The organism is Alkalibacterium thalassium (genome assembly GCF_900101165.1).
GTDB lineage: Bacteria > Bacillota > Bacilli > Lactobacillales > Carnobacteriaceae_A > Alkalibacterium > Alkalibacterium indicireducens.
On record NZ_FNFK01000015.1, the window covers coordinates 1 to 17,003 of the forward strand.

15 protein-coding genes and 1 pseudogene are annotated in these 17,003 nt (G+C 42.8%); 2 read left to right on the plus strand and 14 right to left on the minus strand.

The window, feature by feature from the left end; translation table 11 throughout:
* Window positions 1–454 precede the first annotated feature (454 nt).
* The gene (locus BLR76_RS05010) at window positions 455–937 is read right to left on the minus strand and encodes a YtxH domain-containing protein (protein WP_091266259.1); all 483 of its coding nucleotides are present in this window, start codon (window positions 935–937) and stop codon (window positions 455–457) included.
* A gap of 35 nt (window positions 938–972) precedes the next feature.
* Window positions 973–1,371: a DUF948 domain-containing protein gene (locus BLR76_RS05015; protein ID WP_091266261.1), complete on the minus strand. Its 399-nt coding sequence runs from the start codon at window positions 1,369–1,371 to the stop codon at window positions 973–975.
* A 166-nt stretch (window positions 1,372–1,537) separates the two neighbouring features.
* Here BLR76_RS05015 and BLR76_RS05020 point away from each other — a divergent pair, with 166 nt between their 5' ends.
* Entirely contained in the window at window positions 1,538–2,440 is a 903-nt protein-coding gene (locus BLR76_RS05020; RefSeq protein WP_091266263.1) for a mechanosensitive ion channel family protein, read from the plus strand.
* A 760-nt stretch (window positions 2,441–3,200) separates the two neighbouring features.
* Here the strand turns inward: BLR76_RS05020 and cbpB are convergent.
* From cbpB to racE, 3 genes and pseudogenes are all read right to left on the minus strand, one after another.
* On the minus strand, window positions 3,201–3,719 hold the full coding sequence (cbpB, locus tag BLR76_RS05025; RefSeq protein WP_091266266.1) for a cyclic-di-AMP-binding protein CbpB: 519 nt from the start codon (window positions 3,717–3,719) through the stop codon (window positions 3,201–3,203).
* A 175-nt stretch (window positions 3,720–3,894) separates the two neighbouring features.
* Entirely contained in the window at window positions 3,895–4,416 is a 522-nt protein-coding gene (locus BLR76_RS05030; RefSeq protein WP_091266269.1) for a metallophosphoesterase, read from the minus strand.
* A 13-nt stretch (window positions 4,417–4,429) separates the two neighbouring features.
* Window positions 4,430–5,857, minus strand: a pseudogene (racE, locus tag BLR76_RS05035) (glutamate racemase).
* A gap of 259 nt (window positions 5,858–6,116) precedes the next feature.
* Here racE and BLR76_RS05040 point away from each other — a divergent pair.
* A complete protein-coding gene (locus tag BLR76_RS05040; RefSeq protein ID WP_091266272.1) occupies window positions 6,117–6,542 on the plus strand; it encodes a YslB family protein in 426 nt (141 codons plus the stop codon).
* Between the two features lie 71 nt (window positions 6,543–6,613).
* Here BLR76_RS05040 and BLR76_RS05045 read toward each other — a convergent pair whose 3' ends face one another.
* From BLR76_RS05045 to BLR76_RS05085, 9 genes are all read right to left on the minus strand, one after another.
* The gene (locus tag BLR76_RS05045) at window positions 6,614–8,077 is read right to left on the minus strand and encodes an FAD/NAD(P)-binding protein (RefSeq protein ID WP_091266275.1); all 1,464 of its coding nucleotides are present in this window, start codon (window positions 8,075–8,077) and stop codon (window positions 6,614–6,616) included.
* Between the two features lie 117 nt (window positions 8,078–8,194).
* Window positions 8,195–8,476 carry a hypothetical protein gene (locus BLR76_RS05050; protein WP_091266278.1) on the minus strand — a complete coding sequence of 94 codons (282 nt, stop codon included), beginning with the start codon at window positions 8,474–8,476 and terminating at the stop codon, window positions 8,195–8,197.
* Window positions 8,477–8,916: 440 nt separating this feature from the next.
* Window positions 8,917–9,228, minus strand: a complete 312-nt coding sequence (gene trxA / locus BLR76_RS05055) for a thioredoxin (protein ID WP_091266281.1) — start codon at window positions 9,226–9,228, stop codon at window positions 8,917–8,919.
* Between the two features lie 106 nt (window positions 9,229–9,334).
* Window positions 9,335–11,704, minus strand: a complete 2,370-nt coding sequence (locus BLR76_RS05060; protein ID WP_091266284.1) for an endonuclease MutS2 — start codon at window positions 11,702–11,704, stop codon at window positions 9,335–9,337.
* A gap of 131 nt (window positions 11,705–11,835) precedes the next feature.
* Window positions 11,836–12,396: a CvpA family protein gene (locus tag BLR76_RS05065; RefSeq protein ID WP_091266287.1), complete on the minus strand. Its 561-nt coding sequence runs from the start codon at window positions 12,394–12,396 to the stop codon at window positions 11,836–11,838.
* A 41-nt stretch (window positions 12,397–12,437) separates the two neighbouring features.
* Window positions 12,438–12,692 (minus strand): cell division protein ZapA, encoded by a 255-nt coding sequence (locus BLR76_RS05070; RefSeq protein WP_091266290.1) that lies wholly within the window; start codon window positions 12,690–12,692, stop codon window positions 12,438–12,440.
* A 211-nt stretch (window positions 12,693–12,903) separates the two neighbouring features.
* Entirely contained in the window at window positions 12,904–15,318 is a 2,415-nt protein-coding gene (pheT, locus tag BLR76_RS05075; protein WP_091266293.1) for a phenylalanine--tRNA ligase subunit beta, read from the minus strand.
* A gap of 6 nt (window positions 15,319–15,324) precedes the next feature.
* The gene (pheS, locus tag BLR76_RS05080; protein ID WP_091266296.1) at window positions 15,325–16,371 is read right to left on the minus strand and encodes a phenylalanine--tRNA ligase subunit alpha; all 1,047 of its coding nucleotides are present in this window, start codon (window positions 16,369–16,371) and stop codon (window positions 15,325–15,327) included.
* Between the two features lie 271 nt (window positions 16,372–16,642).
* On the minus strand, window positions 16,643–16,999 hold the full coding sequence (locus tag BLR76_RS05085) for a winged helix-turn-helix transcriptional regulator (protein ID WP_425425703.1): 357 nt from the start codon (window positions 16,997–16,999) through the stop codon (window positions 16,643–16,645).
* Window positions 17,000–17,003 lie beyond the last annotated feature (4 nt).

The following is a 17,003-nucleotide window of genomic DNA, read 5'->3' on the forward strand; positions in this document are numbered from 1 at the left end:
ACTTCAAGCTATCGCTTGACCGACATTCATCTCCCACTTTCACTGGTGCTTCGTACCCATACGTTTAGAAGTGGGAGACTTCTTTCGGAATTACGTTAAAGCATCCATGTATTCCTGAGGCCCAATACCTGCCTGATCAGCCATTGCCTCTTGATAACTCTCATCTTCAGTCTTAGCTGTACCCTGCTCATTGTATTCATTGTAATTTGACGTGACGATTTCACCATCTTCAACATTGATAATGAATTCAGCCCGCCAGCCGTTCTCATCATAGTTTGCTTCGACCAGTTCTTAAGTGCCGTCTTCAAAGGTACCATGTGTGACACCAACTTCAGTGGTTCCATTCTCCACGTCGCCTTCATCATCACACGGAATATGTATAAAAAGGATGCGAACAGTACGCATCCTTTTTATAGTTTAATTTTAAGAGAAATCTGATAAGTGCCCGCTCCAATTAAGCTTTGGACGTGTCAGTGTCTGACAGATCTTTTCCTTCTTCAATGCCTTCCTCAATTGTTTCCTGAGCATCTTCGGCCGCATCTTTCGTAATTTCTACGTCGCGTTCTGTCCCTTCTTTGAGAGCGTCTTTGACACCTTCAGCTGTTTCTTTTGCTTCCTGCTTGATTTTATCGAGATTTTTTTCAGTTTCGTCCATATTCGAGCTAACCTGATTGGACAGCTGGTCATAAGTGACCGAAGCATTTTTCAGATATTCTGATCCGGCTTCTTCTACTGTATCTCTTAAATCCGATCCTTTTTGTTTAGCAAGAGACATATACTCTTTAGCCTGCTGTTTCGTTCTGTCAGCTTGATCAGCAATAGTTCCACGCATTTCTTTACCTGACTTAGGTGCGAGCAGAAGTGCGGTCAAGCCAGCTACGGCTGCCCCGACGAATGTTCCCAGTACAAAACTCTCAGTATTTGAATGTTTTTTCATGCTGAATATTCACTCCTTATTTATTACTATCGTGCTTACCCTCTGACTTTACTGCCAACTTTTTTGGCGATTCCGACCGTTGCACCTTTTTTTGATGCGCTGGCAAGATGTGAAGTCAGATTTCTTGTTGATTCGTTCAGGCTTGATACTGATTCACCTAAGTCACCAACAGCCTTGAACAATGGATCAGTCATGCCTAGTTTGCCATTCACGTCATCTAAAGTCGTATTGGATTTATTGAGAAGCCCTTCGACTTCAATAAGTAAATGATCCGCGTCTTTAGTGATCGTGCTCAGGCTCTTATTCGCTTCTTCAATCGTCGTATTCAGTTCTGAAACAATGCCTGCCACTTTAAATAGTACAAAACATAAGCCTAGAACTAAAACTGCAAAAGCACCTGCCGCAATTAATGCAGCTATTTCTCCACCTGTCATATTAATCCCTCTTTCTTCAATTCTGTATAGACTTAGATTACCATTATCCAGCTGATTATTGCAAACAAGAAGGTTCTGAATCCCCCTCAATTAACAAAATTGAAGTATTTAAAAAAACTGGTAGAATATAGATACACTAAAACTCTCTGAAAGGATCGAATCAATTATGTATTTTGCTCGGACTAACGGAACTGAAAATCAGGAAGGACCTACAACTCCTGAAGAAGGATTAAACTTCTTTATTGAATACTGGAATGATATTGACTGGGAAAGTGTTTTTTCTTCAATTATTTTATTCTTCATGCAGCTTATTCTGACTCTGATCATTTTCTTCATTCTGAAAAAAATCGGTAATTATGCCATCGAACTCGTTTTCAAGCGATATATGAAAGAAAAGCAGACTGTACCTAATCGTCTGAACACTTTGTATAAGTTGAGTAAAAACAGTTTTCATGCCATCATCTATTTCTTCCTCGTCTATGCAATACTTGAACTCATGGGTGTACCAGTCGGCACATTAGTAGCCAGTGCCGGGGTCGTCGGTCTGGCACTTTCACTCGGTGCTCAGGGATTTGTATCAGATATAGTCAATGGCTTCATGTTCCTGCTGGAAAAACAGCTGGACGTTGGTGATGTCGTCGAATTGAGCGGTATACTGGGAACCGTTGAAGATGTCAACCTTAAAACAACCAAAGTCAGAGATTTCGACGGAACTACACATTTCATCCCTAACCGATCAATCACAGTCATCAGTAACCGGTCGCGGGCGGATATGCGTGTTATGCTTCATGTCAGATTGTTTCCTGAAACGGATCTAAACAAGGTCAGATCAGTTCTTGAACAAGTCAACCGGGAATGGATTCCCCGATGTGAGGAGATCACTATTGAGCCGACAGAAATTGCCTTTGTCCCCATTGGCGCAGGCCAGATTGCCGCTCAGGTCATAATGTACACCAAGTCCGGTACTGAATTTGCTATGCGTAACCTCTTCTACGAGAAATACGTCGATGCTTTAAGGGAAGCAGGTATTGAACTGCCTAAAGTCAACCTAGATATTCAGACACCATAATCAGAAATATATATAGTGAGCACTCTTGCCGGTCAGACAGGGTCAATCCCGTCTGACTGGCTTTTATTTTGTCAAATAGATTCAATTATGTTTATTTACACGAAGCGTTCTGCGATTCGTTTCCTTATTAAAAAGAAATTCTTTACTCTCTTCTTCGGTATCCCGATAGATGTTAATTGAGTAAATTGGCAGTCAGCTGTCTAAAGAGTTACGTTTTAAGATCACACTCCTATGGGTCACGTTCAGTCACTTCCTGCTTTCTCTCAGCCTACTTGAGCTCCCATTAGTGCAGTTTCTGCTGAACCGAAGGGGGAAACTTACCGTTAGAACCATTCTAATTTCAGTTCAGGCAGAGTGATCGAATAGAAGTCTTCGCTAAACCCCTTATAGTCAAAGTTCATGAAATTCTTTGACTTATTAATGCCGTTAGATGGCTTCTAGTTACAGCTTATGAAATTATAGCTGTCTTAAATGCCGTTAAACGGCCTCTAGTTACAGCTTATGAAATTATAGCTGTCTTAAATGCCGTTAAACGGCCTCTAGTTATAGTTCAGTCAAGGACAACCTTTGACTGATGCTCTTAGACAACTCCTAATTACACTTTCTCTAACAATATGGACGATAAAATCACATTAGACTCCCCTCTAGTCTCAGTTTAGATAAGCTATCGAAGCATCAATTATCATTAGACTGCACTCCCACGACACTTATTATCTTTCCATAAGAAAAGCAGCCGATTGAACTGCTGCTTTCCTATAAATTATTTGAGAACTGACTCTTTCTTCACTTCTTCATCCCGGTTTAGCTTTTCCTGAGTTTTTTCTCTGACATCATACAGCTTTTCAAACTCATGGGCAATTCGATTGGTCCCTTTGAGTATTTCACTGCGGGTGATGATGCCTTTGAAATAATTATCGTCATCTACTACGGTGATGAAGGCATGATTGACTAAGGCATGAAGAACCTCTTCCAGTTCAAAGTCTTCTTTCACCACAGGATAGTCTGTATCCATTACTTCTCTTACTTCAATTTCTCCCAATTTCTCAAATTCGACATCTTCAATATTCATGATTGCCTGAAATATTGTCGGCATGGATATCAGCCCACACATTTTTGATTCATCATCAAGAACGGGAACAACTGCATATTTATCAGATGTTAAAATAAGTAAAGCGTGATTCAGTCTGTTCTTTAAACCTACGACAGCAACTTCTTCTGCAGGTTTGACAAGGGCCCCTTCACTAGAGATAAGTAATGATTTTATTTTCTCACCTATCAATTTATTCACTCCTCGTATCTAGTCTTCTCATATATTTTACCCTTTATGACATATTATCCCAACTAAAAAGGTGTATAAGGTGAATTTTCTTAGAATAATTTTGCACGTGATTACCTTAAGCTACAATATGAGGGGTTAAGTCATTATAATAATGGCAATATGATGAGAATCCTGATCAGTCAGTGAGATTAAATGATTTAGTCAGTTCTTTAACTTCATTATGATCACGGTCATAGTATATGAACGAGACCTGGTGATTGTCTTTATCCAAATCCATGATCAGATATGTGCCTATCTCTCGATCTCTGGGCTGGGCAATGCTTCCGGGATTTATGAAAAAGATGCCGTCTTCTTCTTCCACTTTCGGGATATGGGTATGTCCGTAGAAGGCGAACTGACAGTTCTCTTCTAGTGCACGTGTCTTCAGTTCATTATAGGACCGCTTCACGCCATGGCGATGTCCGTGGACAATCAGGAAGCGGTCCCCTTCCAGTTCCTCCACTCGTTCAGTTTTAAAGCCTTCTGCTATATCCATATTACCTCTTACCGTTCTGTAATTCTGCCACAACGGATGGGTTTCAAGTAGTTCTGAGTCCCCGCAGTGTATCCACTCATCGGCTTCTTCCTGATAAATCGAAAGAAGTTCCTCCATATAGTAGGTATTGCCATGATTATCACTGACGCAGATTATTCTCATTGAGCTTTCCTCCTCATTGGTTTTGAAGCCAGTCGTCGAAAACACTTTCCAAATTTTCCAGTGCCACTGCCCTATGACTGATTTTATTTTTTTCCTCCTCAGTCAGTTCTGCCATGGTCTTTTTCTTGTCCTCCAGATAGAACAGAGGATCATAACCAAATCCGTTTTCTCCTCTAGGGACACCGATTATTTTCCCAGCTACTTCCCCATCGACTACCAGAGAGTTTTTGCCTGGCATCGCAAGAGCAAGTGAACAGTGGAAGACAGCTGTCCGGTCTTCATCTTTGACATCTGCAAGCTCATTCAGCAGTTTAGCGTTGTTTTTTGCATCATTCTTCTCTTCTCCAGCGTAACGTGCCGAATAGACTCCCGGCTGACCATGAAGAGCTTTTACTTTCAAGCCGGAATCGTCCGCAAGCACAAGCGTCTCAAACTGTTCAGCTATCGTTTCTGCTTTAAGCAGGGCATTTTCTTGAAAGGTAATTCCTGTTTCTTCAATATCCGATACCTCGGGGTAGTCGAGAAGTGTTTGTACGGCATAGCCTTTCTTATTGAATAAAGCTTCAAATTCACTAGCTTTTCCTTTATTCCTTGTTGCGATCACTATTGTCTTGGTCAGTTCATTCACTTAAATCAATCCTTCTAATGATATATGTGCTATTTCCAGTGAATCATTCTCCATCCATTCAGCTGCGATTACTCTGAACAGTTCTGCATCTCCAGTCGTGAATATTTTCATCATCGGAGATTGGTGGTCTGCTTCCGCTTCGAGTTGTTCCTCTTTAAGAACATCTCTGATCGATACTGCAGTCAATGCTCCAGAATCAATCAGCTTGACTTCTTCGCCCATCACTTTCTGGATATAGTCGGACAGGAGCGGAAAATGTGTGCAGCCTAGTATCAGCGTATCTATAGTCTGTATTTTCAGAGGTGCTAGCTTTTCAGCTACGACCTGTTCTGCATCTGCACCAGTGTGCTGATTTGCTTCCACAAGATCGACAAATTCTGGGCAGGCCAGGCTGGTAACCTCTACAGTTTTTCTTTCTCTTGCAATCGACTCTGAATAGAACTGCGAGTCTACTGTACTCTGAGTTGCGAGCACTCCTATGTGCCCTGTTTCAGATAGTCGGGCTGCTTCTCTGCTTCCGGCACTGATGACGCCGATTACCGGGATATTAAGTTTTTCTTTCAGGAGAGTCAGTGTTAATGCTGTGGCAGTGTTGCAGGCTATGACGATCATTTTTACATCCTGAAGCAGTAAAAAATTCACAAGTTCTTCCGTATACTTGATAATTTCTTTTTCTGTGCGGTTACCGTAAGGATTTCTGGCACTGTCTCCGATATAGATGAATGATTCATGAGGAAGCAGATGCTTGACAGCTTTTAAGACTGTGAGGCCTCCAATACCGGAATCCAGTAAACCTATGGGTCTATTTGACATACTTAACAACCTTTACTTTCAGACATCACAAACACCGATGTCATAATTTTAGTTAATTGTTGACAGATTTTATCTATCTGACTAGAATCCAGGACACAAACACTGTAAAATAGTAACAGATGTTCCAGTCTCTATATAATTATAAAGAATCCGGCTATAAATATAAAGACTTGTCGCTCCAATTATAGAAGTCAAGAGTCAAAACGGACATCATTCAATTTATTTTTTATAATTATCTACTATTGATCGAGGTGAAAGAATGACTAGTAACACTAACTTGCATCCCCCGCATCAAGGTATTTTACTTCTTAGAGATTCACTGCTTCCTAATCTTCTGAAAGAAGACCAGTCTGACATATTATACTGGGCCGGAAAAGAGCTCGCCAGAAGTCATACCTTTACCAGCCTGGAAGACATCATCTCCGCTGTAAAAGAAGCTTCTTTTGGTACCTTGACGCTTCTGGAACAGAAGAAATCGTCTTATCTTTTCCAGCTTCACGGTGAGATTGTTCATTTGAGACTAAGTGAGCATACGGATGCCGATTTTTCTCTGGAAACGGGTTTTCTGGCACAGGCCATACAGACTTACACAGAAACCTATACTGAAGGATCATTCAATATCGTCAGAAAGAAGAAGGTTGTAGAAATTATTCTTCAAGCTGACAGAAAAGAAGCTGTGGACTAAAAGTGTAAGAAGGCAGATAGTTTAGCAATCGTATTTGACCGACAGTCCAGCGAACTGCTGATCACAATCGCTTATGTATCTGCCTTTTTCTGCAGCCATAATTTCATTGAATTTACTCCACTGGCGGCACTCATACTAACCAGTTCAACGTTATTGTTTCCGAACTGCACACCTGAGACAATCTGACCATATGCCTTGAACCGTTGAAGGCAGTGTCCGGAAGCATCTATTACGCTCATGCTGGGATAATCAATTTGAATTCCACCATAATGGTAAGGGACGATTATGCCGCTGCTTACAAGATTCCTGATCAAGGGCTGCTGCAGGCTTAATGAACGTTTCAAGTCGGTATCCTGTCCCGTACAGTTGACTACAACATCTGCATAACTCATGTCTCCCTGCTCCGTTTCCAGCTCAAACTCTGAATGCTTTTTCGTTATCTTTTTCAAGTCTTTTACTACTTTAATATCCTCTTTGTAGAGATGCTTGATCAGATAAGTGGCAGTTTTTTGAGGCAAGGGTGCTTTGAATCGCTGCCACTGCTTTCCGTAGGTCTGTATAAATTCATCTTTTTCCTCGTCCGGCAGATTGATCCAGATAATAGGGTAACATTTTCTCATATGTCGGATCAGCGACTGGAATTCACCCAATGATTCTGTGTATGTCAGATCCATGGCCATACCCCGCATCGTACCTTTACCTAAATTTTTCCATATCCATTCAGCATTGATTCCGTGCTCGTCCATTTCTTTTAAAAACCAGCCTTTAACAAGAGAGAGTGTGATCTGTTTTCCACCGGCAATCAGATCGCTTACTTTATCCTGGCAGAAGTAATGCATCGTGACTGAGGGCTCATTCCCCCTCACTGATGAAAATAAACCGTCTCTTGAGTAAAATGTAATTTCAGAGAGTGGGTATTCTTTTCTCAAAAACAGCAAGGCGTCCAGAGCAGTAAGCCCTGTCCCGATCAGAGCGATTTTTTTCTGTTCAACCGACATCATTAATTGCCTGTCTGCGGGATATGGATCGTAGATATACCCTGGTGTCCCGATCAGCTGGTACGGGTCCTGATAGGCTAGGTGTCCTGCTGCCAGATGGACCATTTCAACCCGCTGACTGGCCTTTTCTGTCACGATTCTATAGGTATCCTCATCCAGCTTTTCAATATTCTGTACGTCTTCGTATATCACCGTATAGTTCAATGTCTCAAGCCAGATGCTCATCTTCTCTTTTAAGTATTCTCCGAACCAGCTCCGTGGTAAGTGAGTATGATAAACGGTTTCTGCTGATTTATTTTCTTTGATCCAGTTTAGAAAATCTTCTGGATCATCCGGTTCGATTGTCATCGTTTCTGTATACTGATTGATCAGCAGGCTTTCATCATCTGACCTGTAAGGAAACCCTGTTCCAAACTGATCAGACCGGGTATATAGAAAGAGTTCCAGATCAGCTATTTCATCAGTAGAAAACTGCCTGTTCAATTCTCTTATTATGCTGATACCAGCTACGCCCATTCCTACGATAGCTACTTTCATTCTTGTCCTCCTCAAACCTAAACATAGTCCCTTACATTTTAACAGATAAACTCATTTTCAGGCATAAAAAAAGTGCTACCCTATTCCTCTTTAAAAGAAAAGATAAACACTTTGCTGTTATAAATTGACATTTAAAGGCACACTGTTGATGATCAGGGATTCGTTATCAATAATTTTAATAAATCTTATCTCACGTGCATCCCAGCTCATCAAGTCATTGAAAGAGTAGGCATTTTTACGAAGAACAACATCCAATGGACAATCAAGTTCATCGTCTGCATTATAAAAGACATCGCGGTCCTCTACCTGGAGTTCCACTGATTTATCTTTACATTCAATTATATACTTGTACTGAATCGTTGTTGACAGCACAGTTTGACATTGTTCATTCTGTGACATGTGACCGCTCTCCAAACTGGAAAAATATGTATAAATGATCCACAGGGGTTGTAGAAAAGATTGAATGTTCAGATCTGGACTGTTATTTAATCCTGTTACACCACTATTCTATAATAGTCTTCATTAAAATGATAGGCTCTTTCGGTCTATTACCGATTATATCCATTGAAATGTCATAAAGCATTCACATTTATACACTTAAATCATTACAGATTCTGTCTACTATTCTGAACTATCTTTTGATATCTTTCAAGAGAACGCTTTTAACTATTTAAACATAATTACATTAAGGTTATATGACAAGATTGTATTTTATTCATGAATTACCAGTGTAGTGCATAACTTAGGTATTGTAACTATTCTATTCCACTTTTCAGGGTCTGAACAGAAAAATTCCGCCACCTTATGATAAGGCAGCGGAATATCTGTCAAAGCGATGATTATTTGTGTTTAGCCAGCGTTTCTTCGATCTGTTCTTTGCTGTGGTAACCGATCAGCTTATCTACAACTTCTCCGTCTTTAATTACAAGAAGTGTTGGAATACTCATGATACCAAACTTGCTTGGTGTCGCCTGATTTGCATCAACGTCCATTTTGAAGTAGTTCACACTGCCGTCGGATTCTTCGTTCAGCTCGTCGATGACCGGTGACTGCATACGACAAGGCCCACACCATGTTGCCCAAAAGTCGACTAAAGCCAATCCTGAATTTGTTTCCTGTTCAAAGTTCTGATCTGTTAATTCTCTAACCATTATTGAACCTCCTATAAGTTTACTGAACTTACTTATTAAAAGTAAGCCGCTTAATCCATTGTCAGTATAGCAAAATTTAGTACCCTTGTCTAGCTTTTGAATCTGATTATTTAAAGGTCACGATCGTGGCACCACTTCCGCCCTGATTTGCCGGAGCATCTTCGTAAGTTTTGACTTGAGAGTGTTTTTTAAGATATTGATGCACACCTTTTCTGACTGCGCCTGTTCCCATACCATGAATGACAGTCACTTTAGGGTAGTTGGCAAGTAGAGCCTGGTCAATGTACTGATCCACGCGATTGACTGCTTCTTCCACACGTTCGCCGCGTACATCGATTTCAGTCGACACACCGGATGATGAGGTCCTTTTGACTGACACCCGGCGGTCCGCTTCCTTCTCATCTTCGATCTGAATAAGATCAGCTTCAGGCAATTTCATTTTCAGCATCCCCATCTGCACGACCCAATGCTTCCCATCAGCTTTTTCAATGATCGTGCCTTTCTGTCCGAAAGACTGAACGGATACAGAATCGCCTACTTTAAGTGTCTTTTTCTGCTTCTGCTTCTGAAGAACTTTATTTTTCTTAAGCGTCTCTTCTTCTTTTCTCAGTCCGGACAATCTTGACTGGGCATCGATCAGTTCATGTTCTTTCAGATTACCTTGCTGACCGCCGTCAAGCTGACGCTGTCTCAGCTCCTTAATGATTCGTTCAGACTCTGCTCTCGCCTTGTCAACAATAGCATTGGCTTCTTTTTCTGCCTTTTTCTTCAGCCTGTCTTTTTCATTCTGATAGTCTTCGAAGGCAGTCTTCAATTCCCTATGAAGTGCCTGAGCTTGTTTCAAGTCTTTTCTTGCCTTGTCAGCCTGCTGTTCGGCTTCATTTCGTCTTGTCTCCAGATCCTGGATCATCTGGTCTACACTCTGGCTTTCTCCACTCATCAGCTGTCTGGCAGAATCAATGATCACGTCATCCAGTCCAAGACGTTTGGCAATCTCAAAAGCATTACTGCGTCCAGGTATCCCTATAAGCAGGCGATAGGTCGGGCTGAGTGTATCTACATCAAACTCCATGCTGGCATTGATCGTTTCCGGGCGGTTGTATCCATATGCTTTCAGTTCAGGATAATGGGAGGTGATCATAACAAAACTGCCTCTCTGAGCGATAGCATCAAGAAGCGCAATGGCCAGCGCCGCCCCTTCCTGAGGATCGGTCCCCGCTCCAAGTTCATCCAGAAGAACCAGACTTTTCTCATCGATTTGTTCAAGAATCGATACGATATTAGTCAGATGTGATGAGAATGTTGACAGACTCTGCTCGATCGACTGCTCATCTCCAATATCTGCGAGCACACTGGAGAAGATCCCCATTGTACTGTCTTCTTCAACTGGCAGGAAGAGCCCCGACTGGCCCATCAGCTGCAGGAGACCCAATGTTTTAAGAACCACTGTTTTTCCGCCGGTATTTGGTCCGGTAACGATCATCGTCTTGTAGTCTTCACCAATAATGATGTCATTTGCTACAACTTCCCCTTCATTCAGAAGAGGATGACGTGCCTTTATCAACGCAACGTGATTGTCTTCTGACACATCAGGTTTCACTGCTTTGATAGCTTGGGCATAACGACCTTTGGCCTGAATGACATCCAGCTCGACCAGACTGTTCAGTTGAGCCGAGATAGCTTCTCTGTATGGTTCGATTTCTTCCGTCACTTCTTTGAGAATACGGTCTATCTCATTCCTTTCAGCCACTTGATACTGTCTTAACTGATTGTTCAGATCGACCACGCTTTGCGGCTCTATAAAGAGTGTCTGTCCCGTTGAACTCTGGTCGTGGACGACTCCTCCAAATGTATTTCTGTTTTCCTGTTTGACCGGAATCACATATCGGTCGTTTCTCATTGTAATAATAGCGTCAGTCAGAAAACGGGCTTGGGGGCCTCTGACTATGCTTTCCAGCTTCTGGCGGGTACGGCTTTCCGTCTGCCTGATGCCTTGTCTGAGTCCTTTAAGCTTGGAACTGGCATCGTCCAGCACATATCCCCCTTCATCGACTACAGAAAATATAGTCCGTTCAAGTTTAGCAAAGGTATCCAGCCCACTGACTTTCTCATACAGCTGTTTTAAAGGGACCGCTTCTTCCTGTGCTTTAGAAAAGAATATTTTTATTTCACGAATTGTTTTCAGGATTCGACCGATCTGCGCTAGTTCCAGACCATTGAGCGTTCCCTGTATCCGCACCCGGTTGAGGTGAGGACGAATATCTTCATAGGCTGCAAGCGGCATTCCTCCTTTTAGTCTCAGAAGCAAGACGGCGTCTTCCGTTTCTTCAAGCTTTTCAGTGATTTCTTTAATGTCTGTTATTGGATGCAGCTGACGCGACCGTTCCCTTCCTAATGAAGAAACGGTATATTCGGATAACTGCTGTATAACTTTTTCAAATTCCAGTTTTTTAAAGGATGCCTGAACTGTCTTCATTCATTTTCTCTCCTTATTGTTCCCACTTATAGCGGGAGCCTTACTAATTTTCTTTTAAGTTTCCGGACAAAAAAGGATGGCCTCCAGAGCCTCATACTGTCTCCTTCGATCCATCCTCCATTTATAAATGTCTATTCTTCAAGTCCTTCTATGACCCACCATTCGTAAAACTGTCCGGATAATTCCGGTGTCGTCGTTACAATATTTCGCGCCACATTGCTTGCTTCAAACTGATTCTGAATGATCGGCAGTGGTACGGTCGATAGGACGAACAGTACGAGAAACAGCCCGATGTAGTGGACCACAAAACTGATCAGTGCTCCTCCAATAGCGTTGAGGGTTCTGACAACTGGGATGTCCGCCAGGAAATTGAACAACCCGCCGATCAGTCTTGTCACCAGCCAGCCTGCAAACAGGATGAGGATAAATGAAATTCCTTTATAGAAAGCCCCGTCAAGATTGAACAGGAGATCCATGCTGTATAAAACGAATGGATTGGCCGATGTCGACGTAGGTGTCGGATAGGGAATCATCATTTCAGCAAAGCCACTGAGCTGCTGATAGTAGGTCAATGCAAACCAGAATGATAAAGCATACCCGATAGTCAGCACCAGCTGAAGGACGAGTCCCCGTCTGGCTCCGCTGTACAGGGACAGCAGTAGTATAAATAAAATAATAAACGTTAATATCATAATTGTCTCCTTGTCTGAAACAACAGAAGCCGATTCTGCTTTTACTCTAAGTGTTCCAGTTTTTTCTTGATGTCTTTCAGTTCTTTGCGCATAGTCAGCTGGTCAGATACAGCATTGATTGCAAGCAGGATCGCACGCTTTTCGTTACTTAAACCTTTTGTGAGTTCTTTTAACTGCTTCATCTGTTCATCCACTGTTTCAGCTACGGTTTTCATGTGTTCCTGTGATTTAGGTCCAACGATAGTGTAGCTCTCTCCGTCAATGGTTGCTTTATAACGTCGCTTTCCCTCCGGCATGAATAAGCCTCCTCGCTTCGCAAATTCTTTCTTATAATAACATGAATCCATGATTTATGCATTATATCGACCGTCATTTCTGAAATTTCGAGCTCTTCTTCTGACACTAAACAAAAATGCTGCCTTTCCCTTCTCAATTAAAGACCCTGCGTCTTTAATGTGAGAGGTAATCGGCAGCATTTACCTATTTATTGCTCAACTAAAAGTCGATTTAACGAATGTCAGCCTGGACTCGCTCGACCAGTGCCTGTTTCACTTTTTCGAAGTCTGAATTGACTTCTTCTTCTTTCAAGGTCGCTTCCGGATTCAGATAAGACAAGGTATAAGCTAGAGATTTCTTGCCTGCTTCGATATTGTCTCCCTGATATAGATCGAACAGGCGGATTGAACGAAGCCATTTGCCTCCTACCTCTGTCATCACATCCATGACTTCTGCGTGAAGAACGGATTCATCTACGACAAAAGCAATATCTCTGGATGTTCCAGGGTATTTGGGAATTGATTCATAGGTCAAAGTGTCCTGCTCATTCGCAAGCAATGGCTCCATGTTCAATTCAAAAACAACAGTATCATTCAAATCACGGTCCTGAGCAAGCTGAGGATGCAGCTGTCCAATAACTCCGATGTACTGTCCGTTCCATAATACTTTAGCAGTACGTCCTGGGTGCAGTTCAGGCAATTCTTTAAAAGGGACGAAGGAAATGCCTTCAAGAACGCCGAGAGTATCGAGCCACTCTTCCACGATGCCTTTGACCGCAAAGTAATCGACACGTATTTCAGTTTCCTGCCAGCTGTTCTCCACTAATGAGCCTGTCATGACGCCTGCCACATGAGTCGTTTCTTTCGGCAAGTCTTTTTCCTGTCGAGTAAAAATGCGTCCAATTTCAAACAAGGCCACATTCTTTGTCTGACGGGCGACGTTATATTGAACATTGTCGAGCAGGCCACTCAAAAGACTTTGTCTCAAGGCTTTATGCTCTTCGCTCATCGGCCAGTCGAGTTCTACTGGTGCGCTCTCCTCCAATGAGAAGGCTGCTGCTTTTTCTGTAGTAGTTAATGCATAGCTGATTGCCTGCCCCAGTCCGCAGCCTTCCATATAATGTCGGGTGAAACGAGTCAGCTTCTGGGCATGAGTCAGTTCTCCCGGTACTGATTCACTGCGAGGCAAGGTAGAAGGGAGCTGATCGTAGCCGTAAATACGGGCCACTTCTTCAAGAAGATCCGCTTCAATACTGATGTCCCAGCGTCTTGGAGGAACCGTTACACTGATTTCATCCACAGTCACGCTGTTTTCGAAACCCAGTCGGTTAAAGATATTTTCAACTTCGCCAACCGTCAAGTCAGTACCAAGAGAGCCGTTTATTTTATTTAGAGTAGTCGTTACAGTCTGATAAGCAGGTTCTTCCGAGACAACTTCTGCCGTACCGGATACGACCTGACCCTTACCTAATGAGGCAATGAGAGCCGCCGCATGGTCCAGCGCATCCTGCACTGTTTCTTTGTTCAGACCTTTTTCAAACCGTGAACTGGATTCACTTCTCAAGTTCAGTGCCTGTGCAGTCTTACGGATCAGGCTGGATTCGAATACAGCTGATTCCAGTGCAACAGTTTTTGTTTCTCCAGTGACATGTGTATTTTCTCCACCCATGACTCCTGCAAGAGCAACCGGATCTGCTCCATTAGTGATGACAAGATTGTCTGAAGACAACTTTCTCTCCTGTCCATCCAATGTGACTAGAGTTTCAGATCCTCTGGCACGTCTAACCAGGATGTCTTTTGAGTTCAATGCATCATAGTCGAAGGCGTGAAGAGGCTGACCATATTCAAGCATGATGTAGTTTGTCACATCGACTACTGCATCGATCGGACGGATGCCTGCATGCATGAGTTTGCGTTGCAGCCACAAGGGACTTTCAGTTACAACAAGGTCCTTGATAACTCGCATTTTATAGATCGGGTTGTCTTCACTGTTCTCTACTGACACATTGACATATTCATCTACAGAATCCGTCGGGTCTTCGCTCAGATTGACTCCAGTAAACTTGGGTGTCTGTTCAAGTATCGCTCCAGCTTCATAAGCGACACCTCTCATACTCAAGGCATCGGCCCTGTTCGGTGTGATATCCAGTTCGATGAATGCATCATTCAGACCAAGATACGGCAGGGCATCTTCTCCAATTTGAGCGTCTTCCGGAAGCACATAAATACCCTCCTCAGAATTTTTAGGAATCACTGAGTCAGAAAATCCCAGTTCTTCAAGCGAACAGATCATCCCATTTGAGACGACTCCTCTCAGCTTGCTTTTCTTGATCTTCAATCCATTCACCAGTCGTGCGCCCGGCAAGGCGACAATGACTTTTTGTCCGGCCTTTACATTCGGTGCGCCGCAGACGATCTGTATCGGTTCGTCCTGTCCGACTTCTACTACAGTTACGTTCAGGTGATCGGAATCTGCCATACGTTCAGCAGTCAGCACATGACCGACGACGATATTTTTCAGTTCATTGGCCGGTTCACTCACACTGTCGACTTCGATCCCAGTTAGTGTGATCTGTTCTGCCAGTTCACGAGGAGAGACTCCCGACAGGTCCAGTGATTCATTCAGCCAGTTATAAGATACTTTCATGTTATTCTACCCTTTCCTCTTGAATTGTGTTAAGAAACGCTGGTCGTTCAAATAGAAGTGACGGATATCATCCACTCCATATTTAAGCATGGCAATACGGTCTGGCCCTAAACCAAAGGCAAAGCCACCGTATTTAGATGAATCCACGCCAGACATTTCCAGCACATTCGGATGAGTCATACCGGCTCCCAGGATTTCGATCCAGCCGGTTTTCTTGCAGACGTTACATCCTTCACCGCCACATTTAAAGCAGCTCACATCCACTTCAACAGAAGGCTCTGTGAACGGGAAGTAACTTGGTCGCAATCTGATTTCTCGTTCTTCGCCGAACATTTTCTTAGCCAGCAGTTCCAGGGTCCCTTTCAGATCGGCCATAGTGATATTCTCATCGATGACCATCCCTTCGATCTGGTGGAACTGATGAGAGTGCGTCGCATCATCCGTATCTCTTCGGTATACCTTACCAGGGCTGATCATTTTCAGAGGCCCTTTTGAAAAGTCGTGATTCTCAAGCGTACGAGCCTGAATTGGTGAAGTATGTGTACGCAACAGTACATCCGGCGTGATGTAGAACGTATCCTGCATATCTCGGGCCGGGTGATTCTGAGGCAGGTTGACCCGTTCGAAGTTATAGTAATCAGACTCCACTTCGTTTCCTTCAATAATCTGATAACCCATACCTAGAAACAGATCCTCTATATCTTCCATGATCTGAGTAAGCACGTGTGTCTGCCCCTTTTTCACCTGTCTACCTGGAAGCGTCACATCGATTGTTTCTGCTTCTAGCTGTTTCTGTAATGCTTCTTTTTCAAGGCGTTCCTTTTTCTGATTAAGCACGGCAGTCAGTTCATCTCTAACTTCATTCGCTTTCTTACCGATAACTGGTCGCTGCTGCGGAGAAACATCTTTCATTCCTTTAAGAATACTTGTTATTTCCCCTTTTTTTCCTAAATAGCTGACACGGATCGCTTCTATTTCCTTTACAGACTCAGCTGAATCGATGTCAGTGACTGCTTTAGCCAGTACACCTGTTAATTGTTCTTCAATTCCCATCTTCATACTCCTTTAATAAATTATTTAACATACAAAAAGACCCCGTCCCAATAGAGGGACGAGGTCAACACGCGGTACCACCCTTGTTCAGAAGCCACTGCTTCTGCACTCATGCATAACGGCGCATACCGGGATTTTAATTACCGATCCATGTCTAACCCTGCAGATATGTGCAGAGTACACGATGAAAGTGAACTTCAAGAGACTCCTCAGTCAATGCTTTCAGCCTAGGCACTGTTCTCTGGTACTGATCGGTCATCTCTACTCTTTTTCATCTATCGTTTAAGTTATTTAATTCAGTATCACAAATCCACTGATTTGCCCACTCCTGCACTTCATTCATGACATTTCTTAAAGCTTTACCTTTAGCTGTCAGGCGGTAGCCTGAACGGATATCGCACGTGTCATCCAAGTCTCTCGTCACGATTTCTTCTTTTTCCAGTTCTTTCAACCGTTCAACTAGTACCCGATCGCTGACTCCTGGTATTGCCTGAGAGAGATCTTTAAACCGACGAGGTCCATCCAACAATACATCAATGATTAATCCAGTCCATTTTTTCCCAAGTATTGAAAAAGTCTGCTCGAATCTGGGGCATATCACCTTTTCAGATTCTTTTGTCTGTGCCATTTCG